Annotated in this window: 15 protein-coding genes and 1 other RNA gene; 8 read left to right on the forward strand and 8 right to left on the reverse strand. The window is 50.7% G+C overall.

Features of this window, described 5'->3' with window-relative positions; genetic code table 11:
- The first annotated feature begins 40 nt into the window (after positions 1 to 40).
- The 3 genes from ffs (at position 41) to FOB24_RS07800 (ending at position 758) form a co-directional block, all read left to right on the forward strand.
- Positions 41 to 137, forward strand: an RNA gene (ffs, locus tag FOB24_RS07790) — signal recognition particle sRNA small type.
- Between the two features lie 154 nt (positions 138 to 291).
- Positions 292 to 543 (forward strand): hypothetical protein, encoded by a 252-nt coding sequence (locus tag FOB24_RS07795; RefSeq protein ID WP_038638313.1) that lies wholly within the window; start codon positions 292 to 294, stop codon positions 541 to 543.
- Positions 540 to 758: a hypothetical protein gene (locus FOB24_RS07800; RefSeq protein WP_038638314.1), complete on the forward strand. Its 219-nt coding sequence runs from the start codon at positions 540 to 542 to the stop codon at positions 756 to 758. Before FOB24_RS07795 ends, FOB24_RS07800 begins: the two co-directional genes overlap by 4 nt.
- A gap of 59 nt (positions 759 to 817) precedes the next feature.
- Here FOB24_RS07800 and yczR read toward each other — a convergent pair whose 3' ends face one another.
- Positions 818 to 2,245 (reverse strand): MocR-like transcription factor YczR, encoded by a 1,428-nt coding sequence (gene yczR / locus FOB24_RS07805; protein WP_121528688.1) that lies wholly within the window; start codon positions 2,243 to 2,245, stop codon positions 818 to 820.
- A gap of 88 nt (positions 2,246 to 2,333) precedes the next feature.
- On the opposite strand from yczR, the gene yczE reads away from it, so the two are divergent.
- Both yczE and FOB24_RS07815 read left to right on the forward strand, forming a co-directional pair.
- The gene (gene yczE / locus FOB24_RS07810; protein ID WP_150344739.1) at positions 2,334 to 2,963 is read left to right on the forward strand and encodes a membrane protein YczE; all 630 of its coding nucleotides are present in this window, start codon (positions 2,334 to 2,336) and stop codon (positions 2,961 to 2,963) included.
- Between the two features lie 64 nt (positions 2,964 to 3,027).
- A complete protein-coding gene (locus FOB24_RS07815; protein ID WP_042310059.1) occupies positions 3,028 to 3,381 on the forward strand; it encodes a DUF1428 domain-containing protein in 354 nt (117 codons plus the stop codon).
- Positions 3,382 to 3,432: 51 nt separating this feature from the next.
- Here FOB24_RS07815 and FOB24_RS07820 read toward each other — a convergent pair whose 3' ends face one another.
- Entirely contained in the window at positions 3,433 to 4,986 is a 1,554-nt protein-coding gene (locus tag FOB24_RS07820) for an EAL domain-containing protein (RefSeq protein WP_085047627.1), read from the reverse strand.
- A gap of 188 nt (positions 4,987 to 5,174) precedes the next feature.
- On the opposite strand from FOB24_RS07820, the gene FOB24_RS07825 reads away from it, so the two are divergent.
- Positions 5,175 to 5,435, forward strand: a complete 261-nt coding sequence (locus FOB24_RS07825; RefSeq protein ID WP_038638331.1) for a type B 50S ribosomal protein L31 — start codon at positions 5,175 to 5,177, stop codon at positions 5,433 to 5,435.
- 1 nt (position 5,436) lies between these two features.
- Positions 5,437 to 5,577 (forward strand): type B 50S ribosomal protein L36, encoded by a 141-nt coding sequence (gene ykgO / locus FOB24_RS07830; protein ID WP_005125190.1) that lies wholly within the window; start codon positions 5,437 to 5,439, stop codon positions 5,575 to 5,577.
- 73 nt (positions 5,578 to 5,650) lie between these two features.
- Here the strand turns inward: ykgO and FOB24_RS07835 are convergent, their stop codons facing one another.
- The 6 genes from FOB24_RS07835 to acrA all read right to left on the reverse strand — a co-directional run bounded on the left by FOB24_RS07835 (position 5,651) and on the right by acrA (position 12,448).
- Entirely contained in the window at positions 5,651 to 6,121 is a 471-nt protein-coding gene (locus FOB24_RS07835) for a YlaC family protein (protein WP_150344740.1), read from the reverse strand.
- A gap of 116 nt (positions 6,122 to 6,237) precedes the next feature.
- Positions 6,238 to 6,789, reverse strand: coding sequence for a maltose O-acetyltransferase (maa, locus tag FOB24_RS07840; protein ID WP_150344741.1), 552 nt, complete (start codon positions 6,787 to 6,789; stop codon positions 6,238 to 6,240).
- A gap of 185 nt (positions 6,790 to 6,974) precedes the next feature.
- Entirely contained in the window at positions 6,975 to 7,193 is a 219-nt protein-coding gene (locus FOB24_RS07845) for an HHA domain-containing protein (RefSeq protein WP_002892050.1), read from the reverse strand.
- A 27-nt stretch (positions 7,194 to 7,220) separates the two neighbouring features.
- Positions 7,221 to 7,595: an Hha toxicity modulator TomB gene (gene tomB / locus FOB24_RS07850; protein ID WP_003021733.1), complete on the reverse strand. Its 375-nt coding sequence runs from the start codon at positions 7,593 to 7,595 to the stop codon at positions 7,221 to 7,223.
- Positions 7,596 to 8,082: 487 nt separating this feature from the next.
- A complete protein-coding gene (acrB, locus tag FOB24_RS07855; RefSeq protein WP_038638345.1) occupies positions 8,083 to 11,232 on the reverse strand; it encodes an efflux RND transporter permease AcrB in 3,150 nt (1,049 codons plus the stop codon).
- Between the two features lie 22 nt (positions 11,233 to 11,254).
- Entirely contained in the window at positions 11,255 to 12,448 is a 1,194-nt protein-coding gene (gene acrA / locus FOB24_RS07860; RefSeq protein ID WP_038638348.1) for a multidrug efflux RND transporter periplasmic adaptor subunit AcrA, read from the reverse strand.
- Positions 12,449 to 12,589: 141 nt separating this feature from the next.
- On the opposite strand from acrA, the gene acrR reads away from it, so the two are divergent.
- Positions 12,590 to 13,240: a multidrug efflux transporter transcriptional repressor AcrR gene (gene acrR / locus FOB24_RS07865; RefSeq protein ID WP_069323969.1), complete on the forward strand. Its 651-nt coding sequence runs from the start codon at positions 12,590 to 12,592 to the stop codon at positions 13,238 to 13,240.
- Positions 13,241 to 13,322: the final 82 nt, after the last annotated feature.

A 13,322-nucleotide genomic window follows, 5' to 3' on the forward strand; every position in this document is an offset into this window, starting at 1 on the left:
GCGCCTGCGCGTTGGTTAACAACGCTCTCAATGGGGGCTCTGTTGGTTCTCCCGCAACACTACTCTGTTTACCAGGTCAGGTCCGGAAGGAAGCAGCCAAGGCAGATGACGTGTGTGCCGGGATGTAGCTGGCAGGGCCCCCACCCAATTCTGCCGTCCGGCAATTTCCTTCTGCTTATCTTCTTTTTCTTTGTCACTGTATTGTCATTTTATTGTCATCAAATGCTGTCAATGTGTTTCGGGGATGTTGTTTGACGCTTTTACCGTCGCCGATCACAAGGACTTTTTACAATGTCGACTGCTGTACTGAATGTCAAAATTGATGAAGCGCTGAAAGAAAAACTTCGTCATTACGCCGAAGTGCATAATGAAAATCTAAGTGTCGCGACGGAAAAGCTGCTGCTGATCGCCTTTTCCGCCGTTGAAGAGGCGGGAGTCTCCGCTGAGGATATCGACAGCCAGCATACGGAAGAATCCGTCGTTGATGCACTGACTCCTAAAGAAATCAAAGCATTGCGCAGATTACTGAAGAAGAAAAAATGAAACAACAATCGTTCTCAACCGCCTGTAATTACAGCGAAGCCTGTGAATTGCTGCGTTCTGGCTATGTGAAACATGTTCGCCTGAGCTGGAATGTCGGCAGCGATGAGTTCTTCCGTATTGCTTCCGACTGGTGTGATGCCGGGGCAAAAATTAAGAAGGACGGTGAGAATTTTGTGATTTCCCTGAAAGGTTTTCCGGTTCCTCCGCAGTTGTAATTGTGCCGGGACGTTGTTGTCCGTCACAACATACAAAAGCGGGTCCTTTGGGCCGTCGCTTAAATTATTTTGCGCATTTTCCCGCTGCTGGCCTGCAAACGCAGGTTATCCCAAATGGGTTGCAACACTCTGAAGGCGGCGCGTGCTGTATCATCCGGCAATGTGAAGGGCATGCGCAAAAAACGATCGAATGCGCCATCGAGGCCGAAGCGCGTACCGGTTCCTAACTGAATTCCCGCGCTTTCGGCGCGAGCAGCAAAGAGCGTCGCCAGCGTATCGGGCAGTTCGACCCAGAAAGAGAGTCCTCCTTGTGGTTGGGTAAACTGCCATTCCGGGAAATGTGTATGCATCAGGCTGGAGCACAGGTCGCGCTGCGATGCCAGCAAGCGTCTTCTGTCAGGAAGAAAGCGCCCGGCGTTATCCAACAACCAACGGGTGGCGAGTTGTTCAAGTACCGGAGAGCCCAAATCGAAAGTGTCGCGGGTTTGTACCAGGGCGGCAATTGTTCGTGACGAAGCCCGAATCCAACCCAAACGTAATCCTCCCCAAAAGCTTTTCCCTGCCGAACCCAGTAAAATGATTGGGGCATCGCGATTGAACGCGGCAAGCGGCGGTGGTGGCGGGGCGTCGTACCACAGGTTCACCATCGTCTCATCGACGACCAACGTCGTACGTGTTCTTTCGGCAATATCCGCCACGACCTGGCGGGTTGCGGCGTCCATACAACGCCCGGTCGGGTTGTGGAAGTCCGGCATCAGGTAGGCCATTCTGGGCGCCGTTTGCGCAATAGTGGCGACCAGACCCGCCGTATCCCAACCCTGCCCGGGTAGCGACACGCCAACGGGTCGACAGGATGCGCCCTGAATAGCGGCAATCGCCAGTGGATACGTGGGGTGATCAACGACGACGCGATCGCCAGGACCTGTCAGCAAACGCAGGATGAGCGCCAGACCGCTGACCGCGCCATTCACCACCATTATTTCATCGGGCTGCGTTGGGAGTCCGCGCTCGCAATAATGCCGGGCGATGGATTCACGCAAAGCTGGCAGCCCCTGCGGCAGATACCCGGAACTCAGCAGATGCTGCGGCATCGCGAACAACGCTTGCTGATAAGCCTGATGAATTTCGGGGCCGGCACTGAGCGCTGCCGTGGACAAATCAAGCGCTGTGCCAGTGCTGGTTCGCGTTGGCACATGGCGAATATGTTCCGGCAGAATAACCCGCGAACCGCTCCCATGACGGCTCTCCAGATAGCCTTCTTCACGCAGTTGCGCCATCGCGCTGGCGACAGTGGTTCGGCTCACTTCCAGAACGGCAGCGAGTTCACGCTCGCCGGGCAAACGGCTATCCAGCGCCAGCCGACCATCGAGAATCAATAGACGTAGCGCTTCTGCCAGCTGTCGCCAGAGGGGCGTTCGCGAGGGGCTTTCCTGCCAGTGGCCGAGCAGGCGCTGCAAAGACTGACTTCCATAACGGCGAGATGACATAGCAGTCCACTTTTTGAAAACTGGACGTTAATCATAGTGCCAATTGCGGGGAAGATGAAAGCTATCTGAGAGTGAGAGGGGAAAAAGCATGCTGCGTCGTTTACTTCAGCTGTATATCGGTCTGGCGCTGTACGGTGTGTCGACGGCCATGTTTGTTCGCGCCGATTTAGGGGCCGATCCGTGGAACGTGTTTCATCTGGGGGTGGCCAATTTACTGTCGATGAATATCGGCGTGGTGATCATTGTCGTAGGCGTGTTGGTGCTGCTGGCGTGGATACCGCTACGCCAGCGTCCCGGATTTGGCACCCTGAGCAATGTTATTATGATTGGGCTGGCGGCAGATGCCGCGCTGGTGGTGATCCCGGGATTCGAATCCCTGCCGGCGCGTAGCGTCCTGCTGGTGACCGCGGTGATCCTGAATGCATTAGCCACCAGTTTATACATTGGCGCTGGTTTTGGCGCGGGTCCACGGGACGGCCTGATGACCGGTATTCACGCACGTACCGGCTGGCCAGTACGACGCATTCGCACCGCAATTGAAGTGTCAGTGTTGCTTATTGGTTGGCTGCTGGGGGGAACCGTGGGGGTTGGCACGGTATTGTATGCGCTGGCTATCGGGCCGTTAATTCAGATTTGCCTGCCGTGGTTTCGCCAACAGCCACAGTCGCGTATCCGAGTCAGGAGTGAACCTGGGGCACGATCGCCTGCTGGCTACTAAACTTAACCTCGACTGACGCGGCCAGAATCGGCTTGCCGCGCAGTACACTTCGGAGGTTTTTCTCATGAAGTATGTTGATGGTTTTGTCGTTGCCGTACCCGCTGAAAACAAGGAGGCGTACATTGCGATGGCGGCGAAAGCAGCTCCGCTTTTCAAGGAGTTCGGCGCATTACGCGTGGTGGAGTGCTGGGCAGATGATGTCCCTGACGGCAAATTAACTGATTTTCGCATGGCAGTGAAAGCGCAGGATCATGAAGAGGTGGTATTCAGTTGGATTGAATACCCTTCCAAAGAGGTCCGCGATGCGGCGAATCAGAAGATGATGTCCGATCCCCGTATGAAGGAATTCGGTGAGTCTATGCCATTTGATGGCAAACGAATGATCTACGGCGGATTTGCGCCCATTATGGACGAGTGATGTGACTGGCTGTGCGGCGTGCCGCCAGCCATATCAACATCAACAGCCATGTCACAGCCGTTTTTCAGCCCACAGAATAAATTCCGCTTTTGGCAGTGCTTTACTGTAAAGCCAGCCCTGACCGTACTGCACGCCATGTTGGCGTAGCCAGGCTGCCTGATTTTCAGTTTCGATACCTTCTGCCACCATTTCCAGCTTCAGCGTCTTGGCAATCTCAATGATATGCGGCGTCACGTTGTTGTACTCCAGGGCATCAACAAAGGATTTATCGATCTTCAGGATGTCCACATCCAGATCCTGTAAATAGCTCAGGCTGGAATAGCCGGTTCCAAAATCATCGATGTATATTGAATGTCCCGCCTGACGATATTTAGCAATAAACGGCGCGCTGTTTTTCGGATCGGCAAACTCGCGTTCGGTCAGTTCCAGCGCGATTTGCGCTGGCTTAAGCTGCCAGTGCTTTACCTTCTGGCCTAACAGCGCGGGAAGCGTTTCAGAAGCCAGATCGGCTGACTCAAGGTTTATGGAGATATGCTGATCCGGGTGTTGACGCAGCCATTTTCCTAAATCGTCAAATACGCTTTCAATTATCAAACGCGTGAGGGGTTTTGTCAGTCCGGTCTCCTGCGCCATCGCGACAAAAATTTCAGGCGACAGATAGCTCCCATCGGCCTGCTGCCAACGGGCCAGTGCTTCTGCCCCGACCACTTTTCCCGTTGTGAGCGAGATAATGGGTTGGTAATGGACCTTGATATCCCGATGCTGGATAGCATCCTGCAACTGGTGATGGGGGGACTGTAAGCGACGCAAAATGCGCAGAATAAAGGCGGCGGTAAGCAGGCCGATGATAATCCCGGCCGGGAGCCAGATCAGGGCTTGTCGGTGCCAGGTTTTTTGTAATGGTAGGGTAGATGCCCAGGTGACGATCGTGATGCCCAGTTCAGGAAAGGGGCGGGCATTAAAAATATTGCTATCTTTCTGAAAATGAGTGATCGAATGCTCTTGTTTTACATGCTGCAAAACGTCCGATGGCAGCGCAGCGCTACTGGCAACCACCACGTTGCGCGCGGTGCCAATGATAGTGACTTCGATTGGCCATGAGCCAAACGGGATGACGTCAATAAAGGAACCCGGATCGACCATCACGACATAATGCTCGCTACCTAAAGCTGCCATAAAACGCTTGATGCCCAAATCATTTTGCGTAGTAAGCCATGCGCGATATCCATCCGGCGTGACTTTCATTGCTGGTGGAAATGCGGCAGCCTGGCTGTTTTTTTCCAGAGATGAACATTGCGGAACATTGTCTTTGAGATACAGCACTTCCTGAATATAGCGATAGCTATATGACAAGCGACGCATTTCCAGCAGATGCTCATCACTACAAGGCACTCCCTGAAAGGACTCTATGTGGCGTAATGCTTTCCTGGCCTGCTCGCCGACGCGTTCTGTGCGCAATGCGACTCGTGTTGAGAACATATCGAGTTCATCAATAAACTTTGTTTCGACCTGACGATGTGCCAGCCACAAGCTTAAACCTACGGGGGCGAGGATAGAAAGAAACAGCACCCCTGTCACCAGACTTATCAGATGTCGTGTTGTCACAATGATATCCTTATTAACACAGCGTAAGGAAAGTATATCCGAAAGCCGAAAAAGCTATTCGATTGGCATCATATATTTAGGGCCACTTATCACCCCGTTTGTTTGCCCGTCGCGTAAATCAGGTTGTGATTTAAATAAGAGTGGTGTACTTTAATGATTATGTTATAACGTAACAATTTGAGGTTGCCATGAAACCGGATATCCATCCTTTTTATCGTACCGTGGTGTTTCACGATACCAGTGCCAATGAATACTTTAAGGTCGGTTCGACCATCAAAACCGAACGTGAGATTGAGTTCGAGGGGAAAACGTACCCGTATGTGACCCTTGATATCTCTTCTAAGTCACATCCGTATTACACCGGAAAACAAAAGACCTTTGACAACGAAGGTAGCGCAGCCCGCTTCCAGAAACGTTTTGGTCATTTTATTGGCGCTAAGCGAGGTTAAAATGCAGGTACTCAATTCGCTTCGCAGCGCAAAACAGCGGCACCCTGACTGCCAGATAGTGAAACGCAAAGGGCGTTTGTATGTTATCTGTAAAACAAATCCGCGATTTAAAGCGGTACAGGGCCGTAAAAAAAGACGTTAATTTCTTTGCCGGCATTCAGGGACTAAAGTGCGTTTCCTTTACAGGGACGCACTTTTTTATGTCAGAGGCGAAATTACTGGCTGGCCTGCTGGCGGGTGAGCGTAAACACATCGTAGAACGAGAGTTCGCCTTTACGTGAAATCATCTTTTGCAGTTGTGTTTTATGCTCGCTATCAACGGAAGGGGAGTGCAAAATAGAGTCGATGAGTGAGGAGGGAACAAAACGCGTGTTGTACCATTCACCGTTATAACAAACTCTGAAATCCAGGACGTCGATGTCTTCATAGCGATAACGCGGCGCCACGTCGAAAAAGAAAAAGCCGTTAAGTATGACAAACAGTACTACCAGCAGCCATACCGAATCGACCAGCGTTTCTGACTGTAGCATTACCGCCAGCGTGGCAAACCATGCCACATACATACCGATAAACAGCCCCGGATGTTTGCGAATAAAACTGATGCTAAAGCGCGGTTTGTTGTCGCGCTTCTCGCGAATATTTAAGTCATCGATTGTTTCGGTAAGCAGGCGCTGTATTTCTGTCATCTCTTGCCTTCGTGATATCTGCAAAATTCAGGAGCGATCGCCCTATTTTAAAAGGGGATACCTGCTGAAGGTAGTAACAGATTAACCGCAATTTAGCATAACAGTTACATTTTAGATCACAGCGTTTTGATGATCCTCGCGGGATTACCGCCGACTACGCTGTTTGCCGGAACGCTTTTCGTCACCACCGCGCTAGAGGCTACAACGACATTATCACCGAGCGTGACGCCGGGATTGATCACTGCGCGGCCACCTATCCAGACATTGTTGCCGATAGTCACGGGCTTTCCGAACTCCAGGCCACTGTTGCGTTCGGTCGCATCCAGAGGGTGTGTCGCGGTATAGATATGGACGCCGGGTGCCAGCATGCAGTTGTCGCCAATATGGATTGGACAGACATCAAGCATGACGCAGTCGAAGTTGGCGTAAAATTCTTTACCGAGATAGATGTTATAACCGTAATCACAACGGAAAGAGGGTTCAATATATGCACCTTCGCTTTGACCCAGCAGATCATGCAGGATGGCCTGACGCTCACTTTTTGCCTCTGGCGAGGTGAGATTGTAGCGGTGAGTCAACTGACGAGCGCGTAGTCGGTCGTTGCGCAACGTTTCATCTGCCGGGCGATAGCGTTCGCCGGCGATCATTTTTTGCTTTTCTTTACTCATTACGAATTCCCTGTGTCCTGATGATCATTTCAGCACAGTAAAACGCAATGCAAGCAAAGGGAACGTTCCCGTTGGTTCGCTGTGATCGTAATCACGTGATTTGAATTAAATAACCATTGTAAATACGAAAATGGTCAGTCAGACAAACAAATGTCCCGCTATACCTGACTTAACCTCGAGAGCAATTAGCGAATGAATTTCCAAACGGAAGTTGGAATCTTGTCGTAGAGCTTATTCATGGTCAATTCAGCAAGACGGTGATCCGCTGCTGAGTAAAATACAGCCAGTTCGTTGTCGGACAATTCATATTTATTTTTTTCAATAACGCGCTCAAGCGTGTCAATTGTCTGGCAGCGTCGCAGGCGCATCAAATAATCTGTTTTAGTTAATGGTTTATCAGACATAACTCTTACCTATGATTGTAATAATTTTTAACAAGACAAACTAACAGGATTAGCCCTGGTGGCATTGACAAAACAGCGAAACAGTCGATTACCTGATTTCCGCCATTTCTGCAGATCCTGCGTATTAATACCATAACTGCTGAACAACATAAAAGTGTCATCCAGGTATTCATCTATCTGCGCAATCAGCTTATTGTCCTCATTGTACTTAATTTTATAATTAAGTGCGAAGGTTGCAATATGCTCTATCAGTTCATTGAGCTGCAAGCTGGTTGCAGAGGTAGGGTCGTTAACCCAGCCATGGTTACTTTGTTCAAGGTTTGCAAGACAGTCATGATACAGAGTTTCGCAGAGAAATTTAAGCTGCGCGATATCATGTCTTTTGGGTGAGTATTCATCCATAACGCATCCCCTTCTTCGTGGCTTAAACTAACCGAACACCTTCGGGATGGATACAACAAACTACCTGGAACTTGCCCGCGACTCCTGATGATTTAACTATAATCTAGTCTAAAAAAGATTTCATCGTCATATCACGAAAAATTACAATTATGCAAAATTATGACGTGGCGTCATTTTTACATTTTAACAGATAAGTACAGTTATTTGAAATCGGACAATTTCTTTATTCTTCGGGCAATCATCGGGTTATCTTCATTAGCTATCGCAACGACAGGCAACAACCGCCAGGACGGCGCGATAACCAGGAATAATCTTAATATTTATTAAGGTAAATAAGAACTCTCAACACTTTTTAAGAATAGCCTTTAAGGCTACAGGGATTATATCGCTTATTTAAGCCGGAGAAAATAAACCGAATTTCAATAAGTGGATTTTATGATTTTTCCAGAAAAAAGGCCGCTTGCGCGGCCTTATCTTTAGAGAGGTATCAATGATGATCGACTGAGTGGCTATGCTCAATATCTTCATTTTTGCGGCTAAAGCGGCGGCGTACCACCACAAAGAACACCGGAACAAAGAAGATAGCCAACACGGTTGCCGTCACCATCCCGCCCATTACGCCAGTACCAACGGCGTTCTGCGCGCCGGAACCTGCGCCGGAGCTGATTACCAGCGGCATTACGCCCAGAATAAAGGCCAATGACGTCATGAGGATTGGACGTAAACGCATGCGGACCGCGTCCAGCGTCGCCTCTATCAGACCTTTGCCTTCTTTATCCATCAGATCTTTGGCGAATTCGACGATAAGTATCGCGTTCTTCGCCGACAACCCAATGGTTGTGAGCAGGCCTACCTGGAAGTATACGTCGTTGGTCAGACCGCGGAATGTCGCCGCCAGCAATGCGCCGATAACCCCCAACGGTACTACCAGCATAACGGAGAATGGAATTGACCAGCTCTCGTACAATGCCGCCAGACACAGGAAGACGACGATCAGTGAAATGGCATACAGGGCAGGGGCCTGGTTACCGGACAGTCGTTCCTGGTAGGACATACCCGTCCAGTCATAACCGATACCGGATGGCAGTTTGCTGGCCAGTTGCTCCATCATCGCCATCGCTTCACCGGTACTTTTACCCGGTGCGGCCTGGCCTAAGATCTCCATGGAAGGCAGACCGTTATAGCGTTCCAGACGCGGTGAACCGTATTCCCAGCGTGAGGTAGAGAAGGCGGAGAATGGGACCATCTGTCCATCGCTGCCGCGCACGTACCAGTTGCCAATATCTTCCGGCAACATACGGTATTTCGCTTCAGACATGACGTAAACTTTCTTCACACGACCACGGTCGATGAAGTCATTCACGTAGCTTCCGCCCCATGCGGCACCCAGCGTTGTATTAATATCACTAATGGAAACACCCAGCGCCTGCGCTTTTTCCTGATCGATATCGATCTTGAACTGCGGCGTATCTTCCAGACCGTTAGGACGTACGCCGACTAACAGATCAGGATGTTTCGCAACTTCACCAAACAGTTGGTTACGCGCCTGGGTCAGTTTTTCATGGCCCAAACCAGCCTGGTCAATCAACTGGAAGTCAAAACCAGTGGCGGTACCTAACTCCACAATCGCTGGCAGGTTGAAGGCAAAGACCATTGCATCTTTAATCTGCGAGAATGCGCCCATCGCACGCTCGGTAATCGCCTCAACTTTATTCTCTTTACCTGGACGTTCGCTCCAGTCTTTCAGTGAGACGAACGCGATACCGGTGTTCTGACCACGACCCGCAAAACCGAAGCCGTTAACGGCAAATACCGATTCAACGTTCGCTTTTTCTTTCGTCAGATAGTAATCCGTCATTTCATCCAGCACCTTCTGGGTACGCTCTTGCGTTGCACCCGCTGGCAGCTGAGCCATTGACAGGAATACCCCCTGGTCTTCATCTGGCAGGAACGAACTTGGCAGACGAACGAACAGATAGGCCATGCCCACGACGATGATCAAATACAGCGCCAGATAACGACCGGTGCTGCGCAGAATACCGCCCACGCTGTCGGTGTAATGGTGCGTGCTCTTATCGAACATGCGGTTAAACCAGCCGAAGAAGCCTTTTTTACCTTCTCCGTGATCGCCTTTAGCAATCGGTTTGAGCATGGTCGCACACAGGGCAGGGGTCAGAATCAATGCCACCAGTACTGACAACGCCATCGCGGAAACAATGGTGATGGAGAACTGACGGTAAATTGCACCGGTAGAACCCCCGAAGAATGCCATCGGGATAAATACCGCTGACAGCACCATTGCGATACCCACCAGCGCGCCCTGAATCTGGCCCATTGATTTACGTGTTGCTTCCTTCGGCGGTAGTCCTTCTTCCGCCATAACACGTTCAACGTTCTCGACCACCACGATGGCGTCATCCACCAACAGGCCGATGGCGAGCACCATCCCGAACATCGTCAGGGTGTTTATCGAGAAGCCGAAAATCGCAAGGACGGCAAACGTACCCAACAGCACCACCGGCACAGCGATAGTCGGAATCAACGTCGCGCGGAAGTTCTGCAGGAACAGATACATGACCAGGAACACGAGGATGATTGCTTCCGCCAGCGTTTTCACCACTTCGTGAATAGAGATTTTCACGAACGGCGTGGTGTCATACGGGTAAACGATCTTCAGACCTGACGGGAAGAACGGTTCCATCTTCTTCAGTTCATCGCGGATAGCGTTTGCCGTGTCCAGGGCGTTAGCGCCTGTCGCCAGCTTGATACCCAGACCGGATGCTGGTTTACCGTTGAACTTCGCAATGATGTCGTAGTTCTCGCCGCCCAGCTCCACTTTCGCCACGTCACGTAAACGAACCTGGGAACCATCCTGATTCACTTTCAGCAGAATTTTGCTGAACTCATCGGCGGAGGTCAGACGGGTCTGCGCGATGATCGACGCGTTAAGCTGCTGGCCTTTCACCGGCGGCGTACCACCTAACTGACCGGCTGCAACCTGGGCGTTTTGCGCTTTGATTGCGTTGATGACATCAACCGGCGTCAGCTGGAAATTGTTCAGTTTGTTCGGATCCATCCAGATACGCATTGCGTACTGCGAACCGAACAGCTGAACATCGCCCACGCCTGAAGTACGGCTAATGGCGTCCTTCATGTTGGCGCCAACGTAGTCGGAAATATCCTCCTGCGTCATGGTGCCATTGGTGTTGATAACACCGACGACCATCAGGAAGCTGCTGGATGACTTCTCAACGCTAACCCCTTGCTGCTGTACTTCCTGCGGCAGTAACGGCATAGCCAGCTGCAGTTTGTTCTGCACCTGTACCTGCGCGATGTCCGCATCAGTACCAGACTGGAAGGTTAGGGTGATCTGCACGGTACCCGTGGAGTCACTGTTTGAGGACATGTACATCAGGTTATCGATACCGTTCATATTCTGTTCGATAACCTGCGTAACAGTATCCTGTACTGTTTTGGCATCAGCGCCAGGGTAGGTCGCGGAGATCGTCACTGCTGGCGGTGCAATAGTCGGATATTGCGCTACCGGCAATTTGAGGATCGCGAGCCCCCCTGCCAACATGATGATAATGGCGATCACCCACGCAAATATTGGGCGATCGATAAAGAAATTAGGCATGTCTTAACGGCTCCTGTTTAAGTTAAGACTTGGACTGTTCAGGCTGGCTACCGCTTGCGGCTTGCTGGTTGTTATCCGCGGTAATCTCCTGGGCTTTTACCTGCGCGCCAGGACGTACTTTTTGCAACCCAGTGACAATCACGCGGTCGCCCGGCTTAAGTCCATCAGTGACTAACCATTTATCGCCAATCGCTTGTGCGGCGACAATTTGACGCATTTCAACTTTGTTATCTGCACCGATAACCAAGGCACTGGCATCGCCACGCGGTGTGCGGGTAACGCCTTGCTGCGGAACCAGTAATGCAGTTGGGTTAGTCCCTTCTTCCAGGCGAGCACGGACGAACATTCCCGGTAGTAAGGTGTGATCCGGGTTAGGGAAGATGGCGCGTAACGTAATCGAACCGGTGGTTTGATCTACCGTAACATCGGAAAATTCCAGCGTACCGGCCTGCGGGAACTTGATGCCGTCATTGGTCACCAGCTCGACTTTCGCTTTACCGTTCTCTTGCTTCAGCGTGCCGTTGGCCAACTCTTGTTTCAGGCGCAGGAAGTCGTTACTTGACTGCGTCACGTCTACATAGATAGGGTCCAATTGCTGAACGGTAGCCAGTGCGGTCGCCTGACCGTTTTGCACCAGAGCGCCTTCCGTAACGGATGACTTACCAATGCGGCCGCTGATCGGCGACGTCACTTTGGTATAGGCCAGATTGATGCGTGCAGTTTCTACTGCGGCTTTCGCGGCGACAACGGCGGCGTTCGCCTGCTGTGCGTCTGCCAGCGCGCTATCGTAATCCTGTTGACTGATGTACTTAGTACCCAACAGTTTCTGATAACGTTTGACCGTCAGTTGAGCGATATTTGCTGCGGCTTGTGCTTTGGCCAGATCGCCTTTTGCGCTCTCATAAGCGGCCTGGTAAGTCGCAGGATCAATCTGATAGAGAGATACACCCGCTTCGATGTCACCACCTTCCGTGAAATTACGCTTCAGGATAATACCGCTAACCTGAGGACGAACTTCAGCAATGCGATACGCACTGGTGCGACCCGGGAGTTCGGTTGTTATCTGTAGAGGTTCAGTTTTGAGCGTAACAACTCCAACCTCTGGCATCTGCTGGCCCCCTTGTTGGGCCTGTTTGTCGTCACATCCTGTTAGCGCTAAGCTGCCTGAGAGCATCAGAACGACTGCCAGAGGCGTTAACCCTCTGTTTTTGTTCATATGTAAACCTCGAGTGTCCGATTTCAAATTGATCAATGGCTTAAAGCCCATAAACCCATTGCTGCGTTTATATTATCGTCGTGCTATGGTACATACATTCACAAATGTATGTAAATCTAACGCCTGTAAATTCACTGACCTATGGCACGAAAAACCAAACAACAAGCACAGGAAACACGACAGCACATTCTCGATGTTGCTCTGCGTTTGTTTTCGCAACAAGGGGTATCATCCACCTCGCTTGCGGAGATCGCAAAAGCCGCTGGTGTCACGCGCGGCGCAATCTATTGGCATTTCAAAAACAAATCGGATTTATTCAGTGAAATTTGGGAGCTAGCAAAACCTAACATTGATGAGTTAGAGACTGAGTATCAAGCAAAATTCCCCGACGATCCACTATCAGTATTAAGAGAAATTTTAATTTACGTTCTTGAAGCTACCGTGACAGAAGAACGCCGACGTTTGTTGTTGGAAATTATATTCCACAAATGCGAATTTGTCGGGGAAATGGCCTCTGTTCAGCTCGCTCAACGCAGTCTGTGTATTGAGAATTACGACCGTATCGAACAAACATTGCGGCAGTGCATGAATGCCAACATGCTGCCGGAAAATCTGAACACGCGTCGCGTGGCGGTGCTGTTGCGTAGCTATGTTACGGGAATTATAGAGAACTGGTTATTTGCCCCTGAATCTTTTGATCTGAAAAAAGACGCGCGTGAATACGTCGCAGTACTGCTGGAGATGTGTCTTCTCTGCCCAAGCCTGCGGGTTAACGTGGCGAAATCCTGCTAACTTTTGCGGTCTGAACCAGGAATTATCCTGGTCGTTTTGCCTGCTGCTATTCTGCTGCTCACAGCCGTGATATTCTTGCCGC

It is taken from the genome of Citrobacter werkmanii (genome assembly GCF_008693645.1).
Taxonomy (GTDB): Bacteria; Pseudomonadota; Gammaproteobacteria; order Enterobacterales; family Enterobacteriaceae; genus Citrobacter; species Citrobacter werkmanii.